Source organism: Peptoniphilus hominis (ex Hitch et al. 2025), assembly GCF_040096015.1.
Lineage (GTDB): Bacteria > Bacillota > Clostridia > Tissierellales > Peptoniphilaceae > Peptoniphilus_A > Peptoniphilus_A hominis.
Genome location: NZ_JBBMFO010000016.1, coordinates 1 through 23,068 on the forward strand (window position 1 = coordinate 1; position 23,068 = coordinate 23,068).

Annotated in this window: 23 protein-coding genes; 3 read left to right on the forward strand and 20 right to left on the reverse strand. The window is 34.1% G+C overall.

Going from position 1 to position 23,068, the window contains the following annotated elements; translation table 11 throughout:
• Positions 1 to 75: 75 nt before the first annotated feature.
• The 3 genes from WMO19_RS05850 to WMO19_RS05860 all read right to left on the reverse strand — a co-directional run bounded on the left by WMO19_RS05850 (position 76) and on the right by WMO19_RS05860 (position 2,141).
• Positions 76 to 966 (reverse strand): DUF368 domain-containing protein, encoded by an 891-nt coding sequence (locus tag WMO19_RS05850; RefSeq protein WP_349170692.1) that lies wholly within the window; start codon positions 964 to 966, stop codon positions 76 to 78.
• A 133-nt stretch (positions 967 to 1,099) separates the two neighbouring features.
• Positions 1,100 to 1,822 (reverse strand): hypothetical protein, encoded by a 723-nt coding sequence (locus WMO19_RS05855; RefSeq protein WP_349170693.1) that lies wholly within the window; start codon positions 1,820 to 1,822, stop codon positions 1,100 to 1,102.
• Positions 1,823 to 1,910: 88 nt separating this feature from the next.
• The gene (locus tag WMO19_RS05860) at positions 1,911 to 2,141 is read right to left on the reverse strand and encodes a hypothetical protein (RefSeq protein ID WP_288166862.1); all 231 of its coding nucleotides are present in this window, start codon (positions 2,139 to 2,141) and stop codon (positions 1,911 to 1,913) included.
• Positions 2,142 to 2,280: 139 nt separating this feature from the next.
• On the opposite strand from WMO19_RS05860, the gene WMO19_RS05865 reads away from it, so the two are divergent.
• Entirely contained in the window at positions 2,281 to 3,627 is a 1,347-nt protein-coding gene (locus WMO19_RS05865) for a DUF438 domain-containing protein (RefSeq protein ID WP_349170695.1), read from the forward strand.
• Positions 3,628 to 3,668: 41 nt separating this feature from the next.
• Here the strand turns inward: WMO19_RS05865 and WMO19_RS05870 are convergent, their stop codons facing one another.
• Complete coding sequence (locus tag WMO19_RS05870) at positions 3,669 to 4,394, reverse strand: hypothetical protein (RefSeq protein ID WP_349170696.1); 726 nt, start codon at positions 4,392 to 4,394, stop codon at positions 3,669 to 3,671.
• Between the two features lie 118 nt (positions 4,395 to 4,512).
• Between WMO19_RS05870 and WMO19_RS05875 the strand changes: the two genes are divergently transcribed.
• On the forward strand, positions 4,513 to 4,863 hold the full coding sequence (locus WMO19_RS05875; RefSeq protein WP_316718912.1) for a phage holin family protein: 351 nt from the start codon (positions 4,513 to 4,515) through the stop codon (positions 4,861 to 4,863).
• A 54-nt stretch (positions 4,864 to 4,917) separates the two neighbouring features.
• On the opposite strand, the gene WMO19_RS05880 is transcribed toward WMO19_RS05875, so the two are convergent.
• The 13 genes from WMO19_RS05880 to WMO19_RS05935 all read right to left on the reverse strand — a co-directional run bounded on the left by WMO19_RS05880 (position 4,918) and on the right by WMO19_RS05935 (position 19,819).
• The gene (locus tag WMO19_RS05880; RefSeq protein ID WP_297393094.1) at positions 4,918 to 5,223 is read right to left on the reverse strand and encodes a DUF4298 domain-containing protein; all 306 of its coding nucleotides are present in this window, start codon (positions 5,221 to 5,223) and stop codon (positions 4,918 to 4,920) included.
• 130 nt (positions 5,224 to 5,353) lie between these two features.
• A complete protein-coding gene (gene ttdB / locus WMO19_RS05885; RefSeq protein ID WP_349170697.1) occupies positions 5,354 to 5,962 on the reverse strand; it encodes a L(+)-tartrate dehydratase subunit beta in 609 nt (202 codons plus the stop codon).
• On the reverse strand, positions 5,959 to 6,855 hold the full coding sequence (gene ttdA, locus WMO19_RS05890) for a L(+)-tartrate dehydratase subunit alpha (protein ID WP_349170698.1): 897 nt from the start codon (positions 6,853 to 6,855) through the stop codon (positions 5,959 to 5,961). Before ttdA ends, ttdB begins: the two co-directional genes overlap by 4 nt.
• Before the next feature lie 13 nt (positions 6,856 to 6,868).
• Positions 6,869 to 8,143: an SLC13 family permease gene (locus WMO19_RS05895; RefSeq protein WP_019125641.1), complete on the reverse strand. Its 1,275-nt coding sequence runs from the start codon at positions 8,141 to 8,143 to the stop codon at positions 6,869 to 6,871.
• 344 nt (positions 8,144 to 8,487) lie between these two features.
• The gene (locus WMO19_RS05900) at positions 8,488 to 9,534 is read right to left on the reverse strand and encodes an AraC family transcriptional regulator (RefSeq protein WP_349170699.1); all 1,047 of its coding nucleotides are present in this window, start codon (positions 9,532 to 9,534) and stop codon (positions 8,488 to 8,490) included.
• Between the two features lie 89 nt (positions 9,535 to 9,623).
• On the reverse strand, positions 9,624 to 9,932 hold the full coding sequence (locus WMO19_RS05905; RefSeq protein ID WP_435891051.1) for a M20/M25/M40 family metallo-hydrolase: 309 nt from the start codon (positions 9,930 to 9,932) through the stop codon (positions 9,624 to 9,626).
• Positions 9,880 to 9,996 carry an HNH endonuclease gene (locus tag WMO19_RS09930; RefSeq protein WP_435891049.1) on the reverse strand — a complete coding sequence of 39 codons (117 nt, stop codon included), beginning with the start codon at positions 9,994 to 9,996 and terminating at the stop codon, positions 9,880 to 9,882. Before WMO19_RS09930 ends, WMO19_RS05905 begins: the two co-directional genes overlap by 53 nt.
• 12 nt (positions 9,997 to 10,008) lie before the next feature.
• Positions 10,009 to 10,215 carry a hypothetical protein gene (locus tag WMO19_RS09935; protein WP_435891050.1) on the reverse strand — a complete coding sequence of 69 codons (207 nt, stop codon included), beginning with the start codon at positions 10,213 to 10,215 and terminating at the stop codon, positions 10,009 to 10,011.
• 250 nt (positions 10,216 to 10,465) lie between these two features.
• Positions 10,466 to 10,873 (reverse strand): hypothetical protein, encoded by a 408-nt coding sequence (locus tag WMO19_RS05915; protein ID WP_349170703.1) that lies wholly within the window; start codon positions 10,871 to 10,873, stop codon positions 10,466 to 10,468.
• A 407-nt stretch (positions 10,874 to 11,280) separates the two neighbouring features.
• Positions 11,281 to 14,952: a phosphoribosylformylglycinamidine synthase gene (locus tag WMO19_RS05920; RefSeq protein ID WP_349170705.1), complete on the reverse strand. Its 3,672-nt coding sequence runs from the start codon at positions 14,950 to 14,952 to the stop codon at positions 11,281 to 11,283.
• Positions 14,942 to 16,303, reverse strand: a complete 1,362-nt coding sequence (gene purF, locus WMO19_RS05925; protein WP_332086811.1) for an amidophosphoribosyltransferase — start codon at positions 16,301 to 16,303, stop codon at positions 14,942 to 14,944. Before purF ends, WMO19_RS05920 begins: the two co-directional genes overlap by 11 nt.
• 286 nt (positions 16,304 to 16,589) lie before the next feature.
• A complete protein-coding gene (gene mprF, locus WMO19_RS05930) occupies positions 16,590 to 19,106 on the reverse strand; it encodes a bifunctional lysylphosphatidylglycerol flippase/synthetase MprF (RefSeq protein WP_349170708.1) in 2,517 nt (838 codons plus the stop codon).
• Positions 19,106 to 19,819, reverse strand: a complete 714-nt coding sequence (locus WMO19_RS05935) for an alpha/beta fold hydrolase (protein ID WP_070611010.1) — start codon at positions 19,817 to 19,819, stop codon at positions 19,106 to 19,108. The genes mprF and WMO19_RS05935 overlap by 1 nt, the downstream gene beginning before the upstream one ends.
• A 269-nt stretch (positions 19,820 to 20,088) precedes the next feature.
• Between WMO19_RS05935 and WMO19_RS05940 the strand changes: the two genes are divergently transcribed.
• Positions 20,089 to 20,358: a transposase gene (locus WMO19_RS05940; protein ID WP_349170738.1), complete on the forward strand. Its 270-nt coding sequence runs from the start codon at positions 20,089 to 20,091 to the stop codon at positions 20,356 to 20,358.
• A 63-nt stretch (positions 20,359 to 20,421) separates the two neighbouring features.
• Here WMO19_RS05940 and WMO19_RS05945 read toward each other — a convergent pair whose 3' ends face one another.
• From WMO19_RS05945 to WMO19_RS05955, 3 genes are read right to left on the reverse strand one after another with little or no spacing between them, the layout of a single operon-like run.
• Positions 20,422 to 21,810 carry an ABC transporter ATP-binding protein gene (locus WMO19_RS05945; protein ID WP_349170709.1) on the reverse strand — a complete coding sequence of 463 codons (1,389 nt, stop codon included), beginning with the start codon at positions 21,808 to 21,810 and terminating at the stop codon, positions 20,422 to 20,424.
• A 10-nt stretch (positions 21,811 to 21,820) separates the two neighbouring features.
• On the reverse strand, positions 21,821 to 22,495 hold the full coding sequence (locus WMO19_RS05950) for an energy-coupling factor transporter transmembrane component T (RefSeq protein WP_349170710.1): 675 nt from the start codon (positions 22,493 to 22,495) through the stop codon (positions 21,821 to 21,823).
• Positions 22,479 to 23,066, reverse strand: coding sequence for an MptD family putative ECF transporter S component (locus WMO19_RS05955; protein WP_010815637.1), 588 nt, complete (start codon positions 23,064 to 23,066; stop codon positions 22,479 to 22,481). Before WMO19_RS05955 ends, WMO19_RS05950 begins: the two co-directional genes overlap by 17 nt.
• Positions 23,067 to 23,068: the final 2 nt, after the last annotated feature.

The following is a 23,068-nucleotide window of genomic DNA, read 5'->3' on the forward strand; positions in this document are numbered from 1 at the left end:
GCGTCTAAGTATTGATTTTTAAATGAAAAGAGAGACTCGAGTTAACGAGTCTCCCCAATATTTGACATAGAGCCATTAATTTTCCCCAGTCTTATTTTTTTCTGTTCTTATTTTTATAATTTCAAGAATAAATAAAATTATTATGCCTATAAAAAATCCAAGTGGGCTAAAGGTATCTCTAGTAAGTGGTGCATTTCCACCTATAGTTGTTGGACCCATGACTATGGCATAAAGAGAGCCCACCATCATGCCGATGATGAGATAGATCATCTTGTCCCTGGTCCTTCTCATCCTATCTCTTATGACTCTAATGGACATAAAAATTCCAAATAAAATGCCAAGAGACATGACAAAAAGTGGCAAAATTTTTTCGAAATTAAAGCGAAGGACTTCCCCCACAGCTTCAACGACAGGTATGTAAACTCCAGCTATTAGTAAAATAGATGAGCCAGATATGCCTGGTAGGACCATGACAGAAATTGCCAGAGCTCCTGCCAAGAATAAATAAAAATACTCAAAAATATTGGGCTCTATTAAGTCAAAATTTCCAATGAGCCTGCTCTTGCCACGAAAATAAACTAGAAGGGCAACTACAAGGATGCCAATAAAAATAAAATAAAAATCTTCCTTGTGGTACCTTAAAATTTCCCTTTCGCTATTTATTACAAAGGGAAGAGACATGGTAGTCAGCCCCAAAAAAACTGATGACATAAAATAAATTTCACTTTGAAATAATTCTGACAGGAAAAAAATACTCAAAAGTAGTCCAAAGACCCAGCCCAGACCAAGTTTTAGGAGATAAAAAAAGGCGGGCTTTCTCTTATTTTTCTCTCCCTCAAAAAATAGGTGGAGAGCTTCTATAAATTTATCATAAAATCCAAGTATGAAGGCAATAGTGCCACCACTCACTCCAGGAACGGAGTCGGCAAGAGCCATGATCATACCGTGAAAAACATCAATTAACATAATTCCTCCATGCCTCTATGATAACATTAAATGATTGGTTTTATTATTAATTAATAGTAAAACTTCTTAAAATTCTATTAAAAATCGCATAAAATAAAAAATCCACTACTAAGTAGTGGAAAATTTATATAACTTATGAGGCTTCTCTGTCTTCTCCTATTTCATCATAAATGCTTTCGATATTATCTAAGTAAATATCAGAAAGTCTTGCAATATAGTTTGGTCCCACTATAACAGCTGCAATTGCTGCAACTATTAGGGCAATAAAGGAAACTGTCAAAATCTCTGGCATAGACTTTGCAGGAATTATCATGACAAGTGCCACAAGCGAAGAAATAATTGTAACCTTGAAATTTTTTAAGCCCATGATAAAAGTCTCTGAAAATAATTTAAAGCCTGCCTTTCCAATAAGTTTTAAGCAAGTAAAAAAGGGCAGGTCCCTATATCTTTCATCAGCCATAACAAAATTTGAATAGGCAAAAATAAGTGAAAGAAATACTGTTACTAAAATAAATAAAAGTGAAGCTAATAAAATCCCTCTCATGCCAGCATCAGTTAATACAGCCCCAGTTCCTGATGTTAGAGCTGAAAATAAAAGTGCAACAGAACTTATTAGACCAATTAAAATATTCATCAAGAAGACTTTTCCCGTAATTGTCTTTATTCCTCTAAAATATTCACTGAAGCTGCCTTCTCTATTATATAAAAGACCTCTACAGATTATGTAATTAATGATCCAAGCAAATATCGTTCCAATTACAGCAAGATTTCCGTCATAAATTCTTTCAAAAACTCTCGCTATAATTCCACCTAAAATCATTAAAAGGATAACTGAACCGTAATTAAATTTTCTCATTGTGACCTCCTATCTATGTCTGTTTTTATTTTAACACAAAATATACTTTAAAAACAAAAAAAGCCACTATCAAAGTGACTTTTTATTTTTATAAATCTTCTTCAACTGTCTTGGAATAAATCCCCTCATTGTTTTCTTCATAAATATCAGCTAGGCTTGCACGAAATCTTGGTGTGCAAAGGAAAAAAGCGATAGCAGCAATTCCACCAAATAAAAATGAAAATATAAGTCCTGATGGACTTTTAAAAGATAAAAATCCTGTGACAAGGGCTATGGGTAATGTTAGCAAGGAAATCTTATAGGTCCTAATTCCTGCCATAAAAGTTTCCTTAAATAATTTTAAACCTTCCCTTAGTCTATGATAACATTAATTCAAAATTTTTATTATTTATATGAGCAATTTTAATAATTTTTTATAAAAAAGTATTATAATGTCCTTAGGAATTTTAGGAGGAAGTATGAAAAATATAAGTATAAATGAACCTGTGGCAAGTCTTGTGGAAAAATATCCTGACTTGAAAAATATCTTAAAGGATATTGGTTTTAGTGAAATTACAAATCCCTTGGCACTTTCTAGTGTCGGAAAAATTGTTTCAATAAAAAAGGGAGCTGGAATAAAAAATATTGACCTCGACATAATTAGGGAAAAATTGCAGGAAGGGGGCTTTAATCTCATTGAAGACCAAGATCCTCAAGATAATCCTTCAGATGAAGGCAAGAGGCTTGAGCTTTTAAAGTCCTATATTGAAAGAGTTTCCAAGGGCGAGGACCTGGAGGCTGTTAGAAGTGACTTTGTTAAAAATTTTAAGGATGTTTCTTCAAAGGAAATTGTTGCGGCAGAAGAAAGCCTAATAAAAAGTGGTCTTCCCCTTGAAAAGGTTCAAAAACTTTGCGACATCCACTCTGCCCTCTTCCACGAAAGCAATATTATAGACGAGAGCCAAAAGGACCTTGAAAAAATCCCTGGTCATCCCCTAAATATTTTAAGCTTAGAAAATAAAAAAATTAAGTCCTTGGCTGATGGGGTTAAGGAAGGTGAAGACAAGCTAAAAAAGATAAGTGACCTTTTAAAAATAAATTCTCACTATGGAAAAAAGGCTGGACTCATCTACCCTCTTTTGAAGACAAAGTACAAGATAAGTGGTCCAAGTGATGTAATGTGGGCTGTTGATGACGAGATAAGAAGGGACCTATCAAAGATTATTAAGGCAAATTCTTATAGCCAAGAGGACCTCAATAAAATTTTAGACAGGGTTTATGAAATGATTTATAAGGAAGAAAATATCCTCTTCCCACTTTTAAAGGAAAACTTCACAGAGGAAGAGTGGAATAAAATCTATGGCGACCTTGGGGAGTATGGACTAGACCTAGTGGGTGAGCTTCCTCTTTGGAAGGACTACAAGCCTAAAGAAATTTCCCCAAAAGAAAAAATTTCTTCTGGAAGTCTAGACTTTGAAACTGGAAGTTTAAAGCTAAATGAGGCCATGCAAATCCTAAGGACCCTTGATGCCGAGCTTACCTTTATAGATAAGGATGACTTGGTTAGATTTTATTCTGAGGGGGAAGACAAGATTTTCCCTAGGCCTAAGTCCTGTTTAAATAGGGATGTAACTTCTTGCCACCCACCAAAGGTTGTGCCAATGGTTAAGTCCTTGCTTGATGATTTTAAAAACAAGAGGAAGGACCGTCTGGTGGTGTGCAGGAATATTAAGGGTAAGAAAATTCTTGTTAAGTATCTTGCAGTCTATGAGGATGGGGAATATATAGGCACCCTAGAAACAGTTGAAGACATAAGCCAATACTAAAGAGATTAAAAAAAAGCCACTATGAAAGTGACTTTTTATTTTTATAAATCTTCTTCAACAGTATTGGAATAAATCCTCTCATTGTTTTCTTCATAAATATCAGCTAGGCTTGCACGAAATCTTGGTGTTAAGAGGAAAAAAGCGATAGCAGCAATTCCACCAAATATAAATGTAAAAATAAGTGCTGCTGGACTTTTAAGAGATAAAATTCCTGTGACAAGGGCTATGGCTCCTGTCAGCAAGGAAATCTTATAGGCTCTCACTCCTGCCATAAAACTTTCCTTAAATAATTTTAAACCTGTCCTTATAATGAGCATAAAAGTGTCAAAAAATGGAAGATCCCTGTATCTCTCATCTGCCATAAAAAAGTTCACGTAGGCAAAAAGAAGAGATAAAAGAATTGTTATTAGTATAATTAAAACTATTGCGATTATAAGAACTCTTGTATTATTTATTGCAAAAGGCGTAAATAAAAATCCTGCTCCTGATATAAGTAGGGCAAAGATAAGTAGGATAACAGTTATAACTCCCACTAAGATGTTCATCAAAAAGACCTTGCCTGTCATAGTTTTTATTCCCATAAAATATTCAGAAAAACTTCCCTCTCTCTTATAAAGAAGTCCCCTGCAAATTATGTAGTCAGAAATAAAAGTGACAAAGCCTCCAAGAATTGACAAGTTGCCGTCAAAAATATTTTGCAAGATTCCAACAATTATTGCATTGGCTATAAGTATTAAGATAATAGATCCGTAATTGTACTTTCTCATAATGACCTCCTCTTTATCTGTGATTTTATTTTATCACAAAATATATTTATAAAAAACTTATTTATATTAAGTAGAATTTTGGGTATATAATAAAAGAAATATAATAAAGGAGGAAGACATGAAGAAAATATTAGGAGCTCTAGTGGCAAACTTTTTGTCCTTTTACATATTAGACATGATATTTGAAAATATTTATTTCTCAAAACCAAGTGCCTTTATAGCAATGGCAATAATTTTCTCACTAGTTAACCTTACAATAAAACCAATACTAAAAGTTTTATCCCTTCCAATAACAATAGTAACTCTTGGACTATTTTCCTTGGTTATTAACGCAGTGGTCCTTGAAATTGCCTTTCATTTTGTGAGATCTGCATCTATTGGAAGCTTTGGCACAGCCTTTTGGGCAAGTATAGTTTTGAGTTTTATTAATAGTACTATAAGAGAAATAATGAGTAAAAACTTTAAGTAAAATTTCATAAAGAAAAAATGCCGCAGTTATGAAAAATCACTGCGGCACTTTTTATTAACGATATTTTAAAACTTCTGTGGCAAGCTCTAGCATTTCAATGGCAACATTGAAATTTTCGCCAAAAAGATCGAAGACAGCATCTTCAGAAAGAACTCCACAAGGCAGGTCCTCTGGAATTTCGCCCCTGTCATATCTTTCCAAGTCTTCAAAGTAAGTTTCAGAAGAATAATAATCGCTGAGCTTTTTGTATTCCTCTTGATGAGCTTCAAACCTTTCAATGGCAGCTCTCAAATTTTCAATGAGATCATTGTGGTCATTTAAAATCTTTTCCATTTCACTAATTCTTTTAATAGGATCCATAATATCCTCCTTATAATTAATTACATAAATCTTTATACCCTTATTATAAAAAATAAATTGCAAAAGAAAAAGATAGGACTTTCATCCTATCTCTTATGAGGTTTGGTTTTTCGATTCTATCTAATCTAACTTATTTTATATAGTGAACATGGTCAATAATATCTTTGTAAACTTCCTCTTTTCTCTCGTTATAAATAACTTTGTTTTGCTCAAAAATATTATTACCCTGGCTATCAATGGATACAATTAGGGGACCGAATTCCTCTACATCACATACCCATAGAGTCTCTGGCATTCCCAAGTCTTTCCACTGTGCATCTACAATTTTATTAACTCTTGTCGCTGCCCAAACTGCATTGCCTGCAGGTATTACTACATGAATGGCTTTATTTTTTTTGCAACCACGAGCAGTTCCTTCGCCCATGCCACCCTTGCCAATTATGACTCTTACTCCAGTTTTGTCGATAAACTCTTCTTCGAATTTTTCCATTCTCATTGAAGTAGTTGGTCCAACAGAGATCATTTCATAGTCTCCATCTTTTTCTGAAATAATAGGTCCTGCGTGTAGGATTGCCTTGTCCTTTACGTCAACTGGAAGTTCTAGTCCCTCTTCTATTACTCTTCTGTGAGCAACATCACGACAAGTTACCATTCTTCCTGAAAGATAAATTATATCTCCAACCTTTAAATCCTTTATATCTTCAGCTGATATAGGTGTTGTTAAAATTTTTTTACTCATAGTTCTATCCCCTCATGACTTAGTATTTCATAATTCATTTCTTCATCAAGTACAATTAAGCCCCTTCTGTGAGACCAACATCCAACATTAAGTGCAACAGAAAGCACGCTTGGATGTCTTGCAGTGTTTACAATATTAACACCCATTACAGAATTTTCTCCTCCAAAACCTTGAGGTCCAATTCCAATTTTATTTATGCCATCTTCAAGTCTCTTTTCTAGGTCTCTAGCTCTCTCATCTTCGCTGTGGTCTCCAACTTTTTTCATGAGAGCAAGTTTTGAATTCATGGCTGCAGTTTCAATAGATGTTCCTATTCCAACTCCCACTAAAAGTGGTGGACAAGCATTAAGTCCATAGGAAGTCATTCTGTCTAGGATGAATTTTACAACAGCTTCGTAGCCTTCGCCTGGCATAAGGGTTACACCTGCACCAGGAAGTGAGCAACCGCCACCTGCCATGTAAGTATAAATTTTTGCTGATGAGCCAGGGACAATTTTTGTAAATACTGTTGGAGTCCCCTTGCCAATATTTTTTCCTGTATTATATTCTTCAAAAGTTTCAACGCTATTGTGTCTAAGAGGCGTTTCCATAGTTGCCTTATAAGTAGCCTCTCTTAAAAGTTCTTCTAGGTTAGCCTTAAAGGGGAAGTCTTCTCCCACTTCACAGAAAAATTGTAGGACTCCTGTGTCTTGACAGGAAGGTCTCTTCATTTCCCATGCAAGCTCTTGATTCTTTTTCATAGTTTCATAAATTGTCTTTGCCATAGGATTTGTCTCTTTTTCTGAAAGTTCCTTTAATTTGTCCTCAACATCCTTGGGAAGCTTCATACTAACTACACCAACAAAGGCTGCCATTTCTTCAATAAATTTTTTTTCTAAATTTTCTCTCTTCATTTTTTACTCCTTTTTAGTTTGGAAAGAAGGGGAAGAATATTGGTAAAAGTATTAAAGCTATTGCTCCACAAATTAGCATAAGTGGCAAGCCCGCCTTAACATAATCGTTAAACTTATATCCCCCAATGTTATAAACCATAGTGTTTGCTGGCATACCAATAGGCGTTGCATATGCCATTGACCCACCAATTACTGTCGCCATTAAAACTGCTCTTGGGTCTGCTCCAATTGCCTGTGAAATAGAAAGTGAAATAGGAACCATGAGAGCTGTTGTAGCTGTATTTGACATAAAATTCGTAAGTGTTGCACAAATTATAAAGATTATAATCATAAGTGCTGTTGGCGATGGATTGTCTCCAAGCTTTGAAACAATTGTACTTGCTATTAAATCTCCTGTGCCCGTTTCCTTTAAGGCAGTTGCAAGTGCAAGGGAGCCAACAAAAAGTAAAATAGTATTCATATCAATGGACTTAATTGCATCTTTACTGGAAATTACTCCCATGACAACAAGTGCCAAGGCTCCAATCCAAGCAGAGATGAAAAGTTTTACTCCAATTTTCTTTTCAAATACCATTGCCAATACTGCCAAAATTAAAACTATAAGTGATGCCCATTGTTTCCACTGAGGCACATCCTCATAGGACTTCTCTTGGGAATAAATAGAATCAGCATCTTCATTGGCTACATTGTCTGGCAAGAGCTTGTATCCAATTGTGACAAAAAATATTATGCCAACAATCAAAACTGGAATACCAATCTTTGCATACTCGAAAAATCCAAACTCAAGTCCAATGGTTTCAAGTCCTGATTGGGCAATCATGTTGCCTGGCGCACCAATCAAACTCAAATTTCCACCCATGGCTGCTGCAAAAACAAGTGGTAACAAAATTTTTGACTTAGGAAATTTTGTAGACTGAGAAATACCTATTAAAACAGGAATCAATACTGCTGCTGTACCAGTATTTGATAAGATTCCAGACATAAGCCCCGTAATAATCATTACCGCCGCTATAAGTTGTCTCTCTGTCTTGGCAAATTTTGTAACAAGACCACCAACGCGCTGTGCCATTCCCGTTTCAAAAAAGGCAGCACCAATAATAAACATTGCCATAAATAAGAGCACATTGGAATCAGTGAAGCCTGCAAAGGCATCCTTTGGCTCCAAAACTTTAGTCACCACCAGACCTACTGCTACAATCATAGCTGTAACCCATAGTGGAATTTTTTCCCATGCAAACATAATTATTGCAAAAAGTAAAAATCCAATTGTTATTGTTTGTGTATTCATAACTTCCCCCTCATGTACTTTATGATTTCATTATATGGAAGGTCTTTTACTTAATCTATCTCATTATTAAGTAAAAGTTTTGTTGTGAAAACAAAAATTTTTATTTTCAAAAGTATTTTTATCTGAATTCAAAAATTTTAAGATTAAAATTTTACAGATTAAATTTTCTTGTTTCTCTTAAAATAGAGCTTTCAAAATTTTTTGCCTTTTTTGTCTTAGCTTTTAATCTTAAAATATATCTAGTCAAAGTTTTAATATATGAAAACATTTAAGTTTAAATATTTTAAAACTTTAGCTTGCCCTTTCAAAAACTCAAAAAAAACTTCGGACTAGCCGAAGTTAAATTAAATAATTTTACTTATGTTTTTCTCTAAATCTTCAATAATTTTTTTATAAATTTCCCTCTCAATGTCTTTATAGTCTAAGTCCCTTTCACCCTTATCTATCTCTTCATTTTCATAGACCCAATCCTTCTTTGCCCTCAGCCAATTTAGATTGTCATCACTTAAAAAAACTTTTTTAAACTGTGCATCAATTTCAAGAGTCTCCTTGTCCAAGCTTTGTCGATATTCAGAAGGAGATCTGCCAAAATTTTCCCTAAAGGCTGCATTAAAACTTCTCACATTGGGAAAGCCATGATCAAGGGCTATTTCTGCTATTTTTTTCTCGCTCTGCTTTAAATCCTTAGTGGCACCAGAAAGTCTCTTCCTCAGCAAATATTCTGTAAAAGAAATTCCCAGGGTCTTTGAAAAAATTTCAGATGTATAGTTTGGATGATAACCAGCAACTTCAGCTACATCCTCTAAACTTATCTTGTCCCTATAATTTTCATCAAGATAGGCAATAATGTTTCTTACCACTTCATTTCTATATGAAGTTTTCTTGTCATCACTGTCTTTTTCCTCTTTTAAGGCAAAATTTTCAATAGAATTTAAAAGTATTTTGTCTGTAGCGATAGACCTCTTGATTTTATTTTCCAGGGACTCCTCCTTAAAGGACTCGACAATTTCCACAAGACTTTTTCTAAGTTCCAAGGCATACTTATTGTTTCTTGTACTTCCATCACTTGCCCCCGTCCAATGGTATCTATCTCTATTATTATCAAACCCATCTAAAATTTTTGGATTGAAGTGAAATACCAAGGCTATAGTTTCCTTATCTTTTGCAAGAGTTGCGTGACCCTCATTGCTGTCAAAGAAGGCTATATCTCCCTTGGAGAGCTTATAAATTTTTCCATTGACACAAGCCTCCAGCTTGCCATTAATGACAACTAAGCACTCCACATCTTCGTGCCAATTGTAGTTAAAGGCGCCAACATAATAGGCATAACATTTAATTGGGAATTTTTTATTATTAATTTTTCTATAGTATGTAAAGTTTAATTCCTTCATCTTATCAACCTCACCCTAATTGTATCATATAGCTTAATTTATTTAGAATTATAAAATAAAAAACCTGCAAAAAACTTGCAGGCTTAAAATTATTCTTCCATTAAATATTTTACTGTAACTGCTGCCATTGATTTGGCACATATGACCATGGCATCTTCTCTTATGTCAAACTTTGGATGATGATGTGGGTAGGGTGCATCTTCTTTTTTTGCTCCCACATAGAAAAAGCAGGATGGTCTTTCCTTGGCGTAGAATGAGAAGTCTTCTGATAGTGGCTGTGGTCCTCCGTCACTTATTTCTTTTACTTCAGGAATCTTTGCCTCCCTAATGGCATCAACAACAAGATCAGTCATGGCTGGTCGTTGAGTGGCAGGACTTACATAGACTAATAAGATTATCTTCATCATTAGTTCCACCATGAGAAAGAGGAAGTATGTGATGTACTTCCTCTACCTTCGTCATTCTATTTTCTTTTTAACACATTTCACAAAGTGGATGCTCACTGACATATCTTTCTCTTATAAGTCTCCATGCTTTTCCATAACGCTTATGAGTGTTAGGGTCTCGTTTGAATTTTTCATAGTTTTTATTGTATTCTTTTTCATGTTTCTTACAGAATCGTCCATCAACTAATTCTGGGCAACCTGGATGTGAACATGGTCTCTTAGGTTTTCTCGGCACTTTATCACTCCATAAAGAAAGCCTTGAAGATTAAATCTCCAAAGCTCTCTAATTATTCTTTTGCTATTTTAATCATACTACAACTACTTACTCTCATTCTATCAACTTTACTCTCAAGTTATGTTTTTTATGCTTCACCTTTACTCTAAAAAAGATAATATCTATTGGTATATAAATTTCAAATACCAATTAACTTTATTATTCATTATAATTTTCGTCTACAATTTAAGCCCGATTTAACATTTAAAATTTAATTATAGTAATCTAAAACTAAATTACCGCCTAAAAGAAGAAGCATGTAAACAATTCCAATATTAAATTTTTGCATACCGATAACAATCGGGATACATAAAAAAGAAATATTCATTACATTTAGTAATAATTTAGTCTTTTTCTTGTCTGATTTAATAAATTTAAACAACTGTAATATTGATAACAATAATAATATTAATGTTATACAAACCACAAGGATAGGGAAAAATACTCCATATCCAAATACAGTAGGTGACAAAAAGTTAAATTTTCTTAAAATAATATTTCTAGGACCTGTAGAAAAAGTTACCCATATATAATTTTTAAATATACAGAGAAGTAGTGTCCATATCAATAAAGTAGTCTGAATAAGATATTTGTTTATTGATTTTTTCTTTATTGACATCCATCCACCGTCCTATTAATAATTAATTTGGATTAAAAAGTGTACATGATCCAATCAATCCACTATCAAGTTTGACATGTTCATATTTACTCCAACCATAATGACAGATAAAATATTCACCACTTATGCCATATGCAGTTACTGCGTGAAGTTCTTTTCCTCTAAGTGCTATTTCATTGCTTGCTGGAGAAGGATTAGATGGCAACCAGCCAAAAATTATTGCTGGTCTATTGTTTGATATTTCAGAAGATACCCCTATTTTCCCTATTCGATAATGTGCCTGCCCAGGAATTGAATATTCTGAACATAAGCTATTTATCGAGTTGCAAGATGTAACATTAAACTTAACATTACAAAAGCCTTGAAGGTTAAATTAAGGTGACCCTTGTTTTTTATTATTTTACAAATTAGTCTTCCTTAAAAAATTCTACGCCTGCTGTGAAGATGTCTTCTAATTCTATGTCTGGTATATTTTTAAAAGTTTGGTCTAATACTCTTTCGCTGTGACCCATCTTGCCAAGGATCTTGCCGTCCTTTGACATCAAGGCTTCTACATTTAACATTGAGCCATTAGGTGCGTCTTCGTAGCAAATTGCCACTTGTTCATTTTCTAGAATTTCATCAAGCTTTTCTTTACTTGCTATAAATCTTCCTTCTCCATGAGAAATTGGCACCTTGTAAGTTTTTCCAACTTCAAGTTTAGCAAGCCATGGTGAATTATTTGACACAACCTTAGTGTCTACAACTCTTGCTATGTGTCTGTTGCAAGTGTTATATGTTAAAGTTGGGTCCTCTTCTTCTAGGTCTTTAATCTCACCGTAAGGTAGAAGTCCTGTCTTAATTAGGGCTTGGAAGCCGTTACAAATTCCAAGGATTAGTCCGTCATTTTCGCCTAAAAGTTTTTCTATTGCTGCCTTAACTTTTTCAGACCTAATTACATTGGCTATAAATTTACCTGAACCGCCTGGTTCGTCACCAAGTGAAAATCCGCCAGGTATTGCCAAGATTTGTGCCTTAGAAATTTTTTCTGCCAATTCTTCTATGGATTCTTTAACTTTTTCATTGTCCTTGTTTTTAAATACTATAACTTCTGCACTTGCGCCTGCTCTTTCAAAGGCTCTTGCTGTGTCGTATTCTGAGTTTGTGCCAGGGAAGGCTGGTATTATTACCTTAACCTCATCTACTGGCTTCTTGGACTTCGTCCTTCTCTTTGGAGCTTCTTTTTGTTTAACTTCAGTTAATTTATTTGAGTCCACTGGCTTAAAGATCTTATCCATTGTCTTAAGGTAAGCCGCAGATAATTTTTCTACATCTAAGTCCTTGCCATTTACCTTCATCACATAGTCATCTCTAAATTCGCCAATCTTTATTATAAAGTCCCTGTCTTCCTTGTATTCAACTACAAAGGATCCATAAAGAGGTGAGTATAAATCTTCTACTTGAAGATCAAAGCCTACATTGTCTATTGCCATTTCAAAAATTTGTGGAAGTGTGCCCTTGTGATTTATGGCTGCTGCAGAAATTATATTGCCAGACTTTATTTCATTTTCTATATTTATAAAGTTTTCCTTAGTTTCTTCAAGATTGAGTGTGCCAATGTGCTCTCTATCTGTCCTTATTAGACCAATTTTTCCTATGCCCTTAAATTCTGGACTGATAATATTTTCTGCCTCAACTGTATTTACTGCAAAGGAAATAAGTGTTGGTGGCACGCTTATGTCTTCGAAGGTTCCACTCATGGAGTCCTTGCCCCCAATAGGCGGCGCGTCAAAATATCTTGATGCAGTTAGGGCTCCAAGAAGTGACTTAAGTGGTTTTGACCAAGCAGTTTTGTTGTCCATTTTTTCGTAAAATTCTTGGAAGGAAAGTCTTATGCCAGATAGGGGTGCCCCTGCTGCTACAAGTTTTGCAATGGATTCGATTACTGCGTAGTAGCCGCCAAGGTATTGTGACTCAACAGAGAGTTTTGGGTTAAAGCCATAGGACATAAGAGATGCAGTCTTTGACTCTCCATCATCTGTTGGAATAAGGGCTGCCATAACTTGGGCTGGGGTGTTTTGCTTTTTGCCGCCAAGAGGTTGCAATACTGTTGCTGCTCCCACTGAGGAGTCAAAGCGTTCAATCATATTTTTCTTGGAAGTAATATTTAAGTCAGATAAATATTTTTCTAAGTCTTCTACCCCATCTTTATTAACTAAAAATTCTGGGAAGTCTTCAGAAACAACTTCAACTTCTTCTCTTCTCTTTGCTCCAGTTTGGTTTACAAAGTCGTAACTCATGTCGCAGATAATTTCATCTTCGTAGTACATCTTAAGTCTATTATCGCCTGTTACTCTTGCAACTACTGTGCTTTCCAAGTTTTCCTTGTCAGCCAAGTCCATAAAGGTGTCTACATCTTCTTTGGCAACTACAACTGCCATTCTCTCTTGTGATTCAGAAATTGCAATTTCTCTTGGCTTTAAGCCCATGTATTTTAATGGAACCTTGTCAAGTTTAACTTCAATTGAATCGGCAAGTTCACCTATGGCAACGGAAACTCCGCCTGCTCCAAAGTCGTTACACTTTTTAATTAACTTTGCTGCCTTTGGATTTCTAAATAATCTTTGAATTTTTCTCTCTTCAGGTGCATTTCCCTTTTGCACTTGGGCAGATTCAGTTTGAATAGAAGAAACCTTGTGAGATTTTGATGAGCCAGTTGCTCCACCAATGCCATCTCTGCCAGTTCTGCCGCCAAGTAAAATTATTACATCGCCTTCTGTAGGCTCAATTCTCTTAACATTTTCAAGAGGACAAGCTGCTATAACTGCACCTGTTTCCATTCTCTTTGCCACATAGCCTGGGTGGTATAATTCGTCAACAAGACCAGTTGCAACGCCAACTTGGTTGCCGTAAGATGAGTAGCCTATTGCTGCTTCAGTTACAATTTTCTTTTGTGGAAGTTTTCCCTTTAAAGTTTTTTCAATTGGAGTGAAAGGGTCACCTGCGCCAGTAACTCTCATGGCTTGATATACATAGGACCTGCCAGAAAGTGGGTCTCTTATGGCACCGCCAAGGCAAGTTGAGGCACCGCCAACAGGTTCAATTTCTGTTGGGTGGTTGTGAGTTTCATTTTTAAACATAAGTAGGTAGTCACGATCTTCAAGCTTACCATCGACTTCTACCTTAGCCTTAATCTTTACAGAGCAGGCATTTATTTCTGATGAAACTTCTAAATCGTCAAGCTTGCCATTTTTTCTAAGTTCCTTGGCGAGAATTGTGCCAAGGCTCATTAGGGTAATTGGCTTTTTGATGTCAAGTTCTCTTCTCATGTCAAGATAAGCATCAAAGGCTCTCTTTATTTCCTTGTCAAGTTCAGTTACTACATCAAAGTCAATGTCAAGCTCTGTGTTAAAAGTTGTGTGTCTGCAGTGGTCTGACCAATAAGTGTCAATTATGGCAACTTCAGTTTCATTTGGGTCGCGATTTTCAGACTTGAAATAATCTTGCAAAACCTTTAAGTCTTCTGGGCTCATGGCAAGAGATTTTTCATCCACGAATTTCTTTAAGCCTTCCTCATCTAAGTCATTAAAGCCTTCATAGACAAGATTTTCGTGGTTTTTCTTGGCATCTTCTCTCAAAATAGTTTCTGCATAAACATCAACTTCTTGTGAGTCAACAGGATTTATCAAAAAGTTTTTAATTTTTTCAAGTTCACCTTCATTTACGCCGCCAATGTCGTAAACTTCTGTCACCTTTGCCCTAACTTTTTCATCAGTGAAAAGGGCAATAGTTTGAACAAGTCCATCTTCTCTGTTGTCAAATTGTCCAGCTTGGTATTGGATGCCTATTGGATTTTCAAAGGATTCTTCCAAGTTTTTGTAGTCTTCATAATAAACATCTTCCACTGGCGCTTCGTAAAAGACAGATGCCATAGTCTTATCAAGAGTTTCATCTGATACATCTATATCATATCTTCTGTAAGTTTTTAAGTAAGTGGCATCAATGCCAAGAGAAGTTTTTATTTCTTCTCTAAGGGATTTTGACTCATGATCGAATTCATCTTTCTTTGCAATATAAATTCTCTTTACATTATTTTTCATCTTCAACTAACTCCTTTGGCTCCACTGCATAATCGCCATTAAAGCAGGCTTTGCAGAAAACATCTTCTTTCATCAAAGTAGCATCTAACATCCCTTCCATGGATATAAAGGCAAGGGAATCTGCGCCGATTCTCTCTCTCATTTCTTCAACAGAATAGTTTGCGGCAATAAGTTTCTTTCTTGATGGCGTGTCAATGCCATAGAAACAAGGATATTTTACTGGAGGAGAAACTATTCTCATGTGGACTTCCTTGGCTCCAGCCTTTTTCATTCTCATGATTAGATTTTTGGAAGTTGTACCCCTAACTATGGAATCGTCTACCAAGACTATCCTCTTGTCACGCAAAACTGTTTCAAGTGGATTTAATTTTAACTTAACAGAAAGTTCTCTCTCTTCTGGTGTTGGCTTTATAAAAGTTCTGCCCATGTACCTGTTTTTTACAAGACCTTCAGCAAAGGGGATGCCTGATTCTTGTGCATAGCCCATGGCTCCAGGTGTGCCTGAGTCTGGAACTGCAAGGACAAGATCAGCTTCAACAGGTGCTTCTTTAGATAAAATTTCTCCACACCTTCTCCTAAAGTTGTAGGAGTTTACACCGTCAAGGGTTGCATCAGTTCTTGCGAAATAAACATATTCAAAGATGCAGTGCTTTTTATCTTCCTTTTCAAAAAAGTCTGAGTGGATTCCCTTTTTATCTACAACGATAATTTCTGAAGGCTCAACATCTCTTATGGCGTCAGTGCCAATTATTTCAAGAGGAGCATTTTCAGATGCAATAATAACTTCGCCATTTTTCGCTCTGCCAATTAATAGTGGTCTAAAGCCGTAGGGGTCCCTAAAGGCAATTAACTTGTCTTCGAAAAGCATTACAACGCTGTAGGCTCCCTTGATTCTTGCCATAGTTTTTTTCACAGCTTCAACAATGTCGCCCTTATAATATTTTGCAACGAGAGACAAAATTACTTCTGTGTCAATGGCAGTTTGGAAAAGCATGCCTTCGTCTTCAAGTTCTCTTCTTATTGACTTGTGATTAACAAGGTTGCCATTGTGGGCAAGGGCAAACTCCCTATTCTTTGAGAAGGCAAGTAGAGGTTGTGAATTGTATTCATAGGAGCCACCTGCAGTTGCATAGCGAACATGACCTATGCCAATATTTCCCTGTAATTTAATAAAACTTTCGTCGTCAAAATTATCGTATACAAGACCCATGCCCTTGTCTAGGACCATATTTTTTCCGTCAAAAACGCAAATACCGCTGGCTTCTTGTCCCCTATGTTGAAGAGAATTAAGTCCGTAAAATAATTTTTTGCTCACATCACTTTGTGAGTAAATGCCAATAACTCCACACATTAGCCTAACACCTCTTCCTTAAAATTAAAATTTTCTAAAAAATTAAAATAAAAATCTCCCATTCTTCCTCCAATTAAAAAAGCTCATCAAAAGATGAGCGTAAAAAACTTTTAGGTGAAAAATTAGTCGCAAAAATTGCGTCAAGAAGTCCTTGAGGTCTATCCATAAAACTATTTGTAAACGCAGGGCAAAAAAGCATACAACTAATCCTCCAAATAATAATAAAATAATTATATCATAAATTTATTAAATTGTACTAAGGCTAAACTTATTTATTACTTAAATTTCAATTATTATCCTTAGCTGCATTTATGTCCACTATAAAAATAGAAAGCATGGTATAAAGTAGCCAGGACTTGTTGGGGTAGGAGAGATAAATTGGCTCCCAAGTTGGAGCAAATTTTTCCTTATAGGCTCTCAGTCCCTCAAAGGAATAAAATTTGTAGCCAAACTTGTAAACCAAGTAGGCAAGTTTTTCCTCCACAAAACTATTTGTGTTGATGCCAACATTAGATAGGGGCGCCATGCCCAAATCAAAATAAATTTTTCCTTGGTCCTTAAAATATAAGAAGAGTTGCAAGAATAGAAAATCCATAATTCCACTTGGCGCATTTTCTCTCTCAAACCTCATTAGGTCAATTGTCACCCAAGTTTTATTGGGGTTGGGCATAATATTTGCAAAGGCGAAAATTTTCCCCTCAGCATCCTTTGCCACAGCCATCTGACATAAGTTTAAATAGTCCCTATTAAAGTAGCCAAGAGAAAATCCCTTCTCCCTCTTGCCGCCTAACCAGTCATCAGAAATTTCTTTAAGCCTATTCATAAACTCATGGTCAAAGGGCGGCTTTATAACTTCAAAAGTGTAGCCTAATTTATCAAACTTTGATAGGGCATTTCTCTGTGACTTGTGCTCTCTACCTTCTAAGTTAAATTTCTCTAAATCTAGGGCTGCCGTCTCGCCAAATTTTATAAAGGAAAAACCAAAATCGTGAAGTTTTATAGTTTCTCCTTGTCCAACTTCATAAAAAATTGGCTTGTAACCGTAGAGGTCTGCTTCTTTTACAAATTTTTCTAGAAGTTTGTCAAAGTCCTCGGTCATTCCAAAGGGCTCTCCCATGACAATGACTCTGTCCTTGTAAGTTGAAATAGAAAGACCACAAGTTATGACTCCTTCTTCTTCGTAATAATAAAGATCCTTGTCGCCAACTAGGGCAAGGGGCGCTTCGGCAGGAGCGTCATAATCACTTAAAAGCTTCCTAACTTTTTCCAGATCCATTTTTTCTCCAAGCTTAACTTTCTTTCCCTTTAAGAAAAACAAAAGTAGTCGCATGGAAATAAATAAAAGCACAAAGATAATAAAAAATCGCAAAAAACTTTTCTCAAAGGGAATTACAAAGAAGTCCCTGTAATGAATTGGCTTTAGCCTATAATTTATTGCCATAAAATAAATTGTAATTACAGAAATTACGACAAAATAAAGGCTGTCTATGGTAATGGCTTCAAAGGAATAGACTAGCTGTTTTCTGTAGGGCATTTTCCGCGTGAAAACTGCCAGAAAGATGACTAAAATTAAAAATATCATTTCAATTATTCCAAAGCCACTTAAAAAGGAATAAATAAGAGCTAAGATGAGAAAAATTATTGTAAGTCTTGGAGCGCTCTCCACCTTTTCTCTGTTGGCTCGACCTAAAATTATAAAGGATACTCCAAAGATTAGGCTTGGAAATTGGTAAATCAAGTTTGCATATAGGGGGCTAAACTGACTTAGCCAGTAATGTTCATTCATCTCTTCTGGAATAGTTGCAGATAAAATCATAAAACTTCCCGTCAAATACAAAAAGAAGGAGAGAAGGTCAAGCCCCAGAGACTTTATAAGTCTAGAAGGGATCTTATCATTTTTTTCGTCAAAGATGCTGCCCAAGTCATGAAGGAAAAATACAAGTCCAAAGATAAAAGGAATAATGTAATAAAAAATTCTGTAGAGAAGTAGCCAGGTTAAGACTCTCTCATCTTCAATTCCCATAGAAGAAAAGGCAGTTATTATTACAAGTTCAAAAGAGCCAAGTCCGCCTGGTATAAAGGAAGATATCCCAATTATGTTTGCAATTATAAAGGCAGAAATAATTATAAAAATATTAAGTCTTATGCCAAGCAAAAATCCAATGAAGGAGAAGAAAAACCCTGCACAGGTCCACTCACAAATTGACACAAGAGAAACTTCTGTGGCATATTTTTTTGAAATGGAAAGCTCTCCATCATTTCTAATTTTTGAAAGGGAAAATAAAACAGGATAGTAGAGAATTGCTCCCAGTAACCAAATTTTATAATTGATTAAAATTTTGCTCTCATAAAAAATTAAAAATACTAGAGATGTAAGTGCCAAAAAGGAAAGACCTGCAAAGTCAAAGAAAAGGGACTTCACCAAAAATTTTAAAAAGTGCTTGTCTTCCTTGCCCTCGCCAAAATATCTCATCCTAAGTCCAATATTTATGATGCCGCCAAAGCCAATTAAGTTGTTAAAAGAATTTACAGTTATAGATCTTTTTACAATGTAATTTTTGTCCCTGTCTAATTTTAAAAAATTGCTCAAGAGCAAATCGTAGAAGATCATGGGCGAAAAGGCAAGAAGACCTAAGACTGCCATGGCGAAAATATTTATTAGAGAAATTTCATTAAAAATATTTGAAACTTCTTCCAGGGAAATTTCCCTTCTAAGTTTTGTAAATTCAAAAATTACTAAAAGAATTACGCCAAAGAGAAAAATCGGCTTAATTCCCTTGGCAAATTTTTTTAATTTTTCCATTAATTAACCTCTTTCTTTAAAAAATCAAGAACCACTTGGTTGTATTCGCAAGGCTTAGTCCTTGCCACCTTGTGTCCGTGATTTTTTATAATATATAATTTAGATTTTTTTATTTTTTTAGCAATATTGTGAAAATTTTCAAGATAAATTAAGTCTCTCTCGCCAGCAATAATTAAAACTGGAAAATCAAATTTTTCGTAGTCGGAATCCACAATTTTTATTTTATCAAAATTTAATTTATAAACAGAAAAATAATTTCTAAGACCTGTAAAAATTTTGGATAATATTTTTAGGTTGTAGTAAAAAATGTAGGTGGCGATTCTTGGAATGAGTTTTATCTGTGAAAAATCCTTGTTGGGAGAATTTAAAATAAGTCTCTTAACTCTCTTGGGATAATTTTTTGCAAAAGTTAGGGCTAGATTTGCCCCGTCAGAAAAGCCCAAAATATTTATGGTCTCTATCTTTAATGCTTCCAGGACCTCATAGACATCAAGAGACAAGTCCTCCAAATTTAAAGAATAATTTTTGTCACTTTTGCCATGACCTCTTGTGTCCATGGCTATGACCAAAAAGTCCTTCTTAAAGACGACAATTTGCTTTTCAAAAAAGGAATAGTCGTCACCATTTCCATGTAGCAATAAAAGTGGCTCGCCACTTCCAAGAATTTTTACAAAAATTTTTGCACCGTCGCGCATTTCAATAAATTTATCCAAAACCCTCACCAACCATATTCTACCACCTTTAAAAGATGATGGCTTAAATTTTAACTTGCCAAGACAAAAAAATTTTTTCAAAGAAAAAAGAGGCTGTTGCAAAAGTCCCATAATAGAAAAAGACGAGGAAACATAAAAATCCTCGCCTTTTTTTGATACAATGTATTTTTGAAAACCGTTACAAATACATATAACAAGAGGGTAAAGAATTCATAATATGTAATGACAGATACAGAAAAAGAAAGATTGGATACATAACAATAACAAAAATCTACAGATCTTTCAACTGGAACAAAGAAGGACAAAAAACCAAAGTAATCTACATATCAGAAACATTTCAAAAATATAGAGAAGAATCCCTAAAAAACATAATATCCGACCAAGGAATAGAAGAAAGAATAAATAGATCAATTCAAGCCGAAGGAGCATTTTCCAAAATAAAGTTAGGCTTAAACTACAACAGATTCTACCACAGAGGAAAAGAAAACATAATAAGTGAAATATGCCTCTTATCAATAGGGCTAAACTTAAATACTTGATAAAAAAATGATGTTGCAGAGTAGAATCATCTATTCTGCAACATCACCTTCTCATTCTTATTTTCAAACCATTTCATATATTCCATCCGCTACCGTATTTAAAAACTCATAATCATGCGAAACAACAATTACAACTTTATTAGATTTTTTTGCCAAATCTTTTATAGCTTCTGATACAATTATCATATTTTTGAAATCTAAACCACTTGTAGGCTCATCAAAGATTATGATTTCTTTATTTGAAAGTAGAGCTAAGGCAATTGTTAACCTTTGTTTTTGTCCTCCTGATAGCGACATTGGATGCTTATCTTTATATTTATCTAATCCAAGCCTATTTAGAACTACATCTACCTGATTTAATCTATCCTCATGTAAATTTAATTCACATTCTTCTTTTACGCTTCGAGTGAATAATTGTGAATTAATGTCCTGTGTTACAAGGTATGTATTTTTTAACCTATCTTTATTATTTAAAAGTTTATTGTTAAAAAAAACACTTCCTGTATTTTTCTTCATAAGTCCTGAAATGCACTTTAACAGACTAGTTTTTCCTATACCATTTTTTCCTATTATTCCTAAAACTTCTCCTCTATTCAAAGAAATATTAATATCTTTAAATATGAGATTTCCATTTATTGTATACGATAAATCTTCACATAAATACTCATTATTTTTATTAAATTCTTTTTCAAGAACTTCCAACTTCGGAGTAGATAAAGTTCTGATTTTGAGATTATTTTCTTTTTTCGAGTTAAATGATTTTATCTCTTCTTGTGTGAAACAATCCTTAATTATGCCTTTATCTATATAATATGCTTTATCAATTATGTCTTTTAAATAATATAGTCGATGTTCTGCAACTATAATTGTCTTCCCTTCTTTTTTAAATATTTCAATATTATTTTTTATCGTTTCAATTGTATCCATATCAAGATTTGAAGATGGTTCGTCCAATACGACAATATCTGTGTTTAATGCAAAAATAGATGCAAAAGCTAAAATTTGTTTTTCCCCACTCGACAATGAGATGACATTTTTACCTAATAATCTATCTATATTTAAATTATTGATAGTTTTTTTAAAGCTTTTTTTTATTAACTCTGGATCAATTCCCATATTTTCAAGACCGAATACAATTTCTCCCTCAACATCAGAATTAAAAAATTGAGATTTTGGATTTTGAAATATTGAACCAACTTTTTCTGAAATTTTATATTGCGATATATTTCTAGTAGATTCTCCCTCTATTAAAACTTCTCCAACAAAGTCAGTTTCTTCTTCAAAATGTGGTATAATTCCATTTATTAATTTAGTCAATGACGTTTTGCCTGAACCACTTAGCCCCATAAGTAGTATACATTCGCCTTTTTCAACATTTAAGTTGATATCTTTTAATATTTTATATCCCGTTTTAGAGGTACAAGATACATCATTTATATTTACATAACCCATTCTAACTCACCTAAAATATAACCATAATTAAAACAACAAATAAAATAACTAATACATCATAAACAGTGAATTTAAAATCAATTATAGTTGTTTTTCTACCTGGATTCTCGACTCCTCGTGTTACAGCTGCCTTAGATAACTCTTCAGACATATCAATTGCAGAATTTATTATAGGTACAACAAATATATCCATGTTTTTAATCATACTAATCCCCCTAATCTTCATTGATTCTCTAACACAATGTATATCTTGTCTTAATGTGGGAAAATATCTATAAGTTATCATAAATGCTAAAATAAAATTTTCTGAGAATTTAAATTTTCTAAAAACTCCTGCAATTCCTCTTACGGTCACCGTTTTGTATAACAATGTTCCTGCCATTATGCAAGGAAAAATCTTCCTTGCATAAGAAACAGGTACAATAAATGTCGTTACAATCCACTTAGGTGAATAGGGAAAAACTAAATAATTTATTATTAAAAAAGTAATAAAAGTTAAATATACTTTTAATCCCGGTTTAAAATTTCCGCAAACTGTCAAAATAATCAACAAATAGCTCATTAAAATTAATTCACTTGCCAACGATCTACTTTTAAAGAAAAATATATTTACTAATAAAAGCAATATTATTGAGGTTCTAGGATCTAATTTTAATCGCTTGAACATTTTAATTTCTCGCCTCAAAATTTTTATATAGAAATGATTTTAAAATCCCACAAGATAATAATCCAAAAACAAATGGTGTTACAATTAATACAATTAACATCGGTGTGTTAATAAAAGTTTTTAATATATTAACATAATCTACTGGCATCCCCATTTTAAGAATTTTTGATATGAATTCATCTTTTAGAATCCATATTTGTGCTGGAGACCCTACCATACCTAATGAAAAGAAAGCATATGAAAGTGAATTCCATTTATAACTGTCATACTTTGATAGGTATCTTATCACTTCTGCCAAAATACTGGCAATTGCTAATGATGCAATTATTATTAAACTAAATTGACCAGTTAAGTAGTATATTATAGCAACAATAGCTCCCATTATTATGACTGCTCCTGTTTTTTTTACTTTTTGAACCATAATCATATATGGTATAGAACCAACTAAGGCTATAAAGCCAGGCATAAGTATCCACATTAATGGATGAAGACCGCCTAAAAGCATAAACCCAAAATTGATTGCAAAATATATTGCAGTAAATATACCTATCGTAATAACATCTTTTCCTTTTAACTTTTTATTATTCATTC

What these genes read in the sequence shown, in the direction of transcription:
- WMO19_RS05850 (WP_349170692.1), bottom strand. Translation starts at nt 966, where the DNA reads ATGTTAATTGATGTTTTTCACGGTATGATCATGGCTCTTGCCGACTCC.
- WMO19_RS05855 (WP_349170693.1), bottom strand. Translation starts at nt 1,822, where the DNA reads ATGAGAAAATTTAATTACGGTTCAGTTATCCTTTTAATGATTTTAGGT.
- WMO19_RS05860 (WP_288166862.1), bottom strand. Translation starts at nt 2,141, where the DNA reads ATGGCAGGAATTAGGACCTATAAGATTTCCTTGCTAACATTACCCATA.
- WMO19_RS05865 (WP_349170695.1), top strand. Translation starts at nt 2,281, where the DNA reads ATGAAAAATATAAGTATAAATGAACCTGTGGCAAGTCTTGTGGAAAAA.
- WMO19_RS05870 (WP_349170696.1), bottom strand. Translation starts at nt 4,394, where the DNA reads ATGAGAAAGTACAATTACGGATCTATTATCTTAATACTTATAGCCAAT.
- WMO19_RS05875 (WP_316718912.1), top strand. Translation starts at nt 4,513, where the DNA reads ATGAAGAAAATATTAGGAGCTCTAGTGGCAAACTTTTTGTCCTTTTAC.
- WMO19_RS05880 (WP_297393094.1), bottom strand. Translation starts at nt 5,223, where the DNA reads ATGGATCCTATTAAAAGAATTAGTGAAATGGAAAAGATTTTAAATGAC.
- ttdB (WP_349170697.1), bottom strand. Translation starts at nt 5,962, where the DNA reads ATGAGTAAAAAAATTTTAACAACACCTATATCAGCTGAAGATATAAAG.
- ttdA (WP_349170698.1), bottom strand. Translation starts at nt 6,855, where the DNA reads ATGAAGAGAGAAAATTTAGAAAAAAAATTTATTGAAGAAATGGCAGCC.
- WMO19_RS05895 (WP_019125641.1), bottom strand. Translation starts at nt 8,143, where the DNA reads ATGAATACACAAACAATAACAATTGGATTTTTACTTTTTGCAATAATT.
- WMO19_RS05900 (WP_349170699.1), bottom strand. Translation starts at nt 9,534, where the DNA reads ATGAAGGAATTAAACTTTACATACTATAGAAAAATTAATAATAAAAAA.
- WMO19_RS09930 (WP_435891049.1), bottom strand. Translation starts at nt 9,996, where the DNA reads ATGACGAAGGTAGAGGAAGTACATCACATACTTCCTCTTTCTCATGGT.
- WMO19_RS05915 (WP_349170703.1), bottom strand. Translation starts at nt 10,873, where the DNA reads ATGTCAATAAAGAAAAAATCAATAAACAAATATCTTATTCAGACTACT.
- WMO19_RS05920 (WP_349170705.1), bottom strand. Translation starts at nt 14,952, where the DNA reads ATGAAAAATAATGTAAAGAGAATTTATATTGCAAAGAAAGATGAATTC.
- purF (WP_332086811.1), bottom strand. Translation starts at nt 16,303, where the DNA reads ATGTGTGGAGTTATTGGCATTTACTCACAAAGTGATGTGAGCAAAAAA.
- mprF (WP_349170708.1), bottom strand. Translation starts at nt 19,106, where the DNA reads ATGGAAAAATTAAAAAAATTTGCCAAGGGAATTAAGCCGATTTTTCTC.
- WMO19_RS05945 (WP_349170709.1), bottom strand. Translation starts at nt 21,810, where the DNA reads ATGGGTTATGTAAATATAAATGATGTATCTTGTACCTCTAAAACGGGA.
- WMO19_RS05955 (WP_010815637.1), bottom strand. Translation starts at nt 23,066, where the DNA reads ATGAATAATAAAAAGTTAAAAGGAAAAGATGTTATTACGATAGGTATA.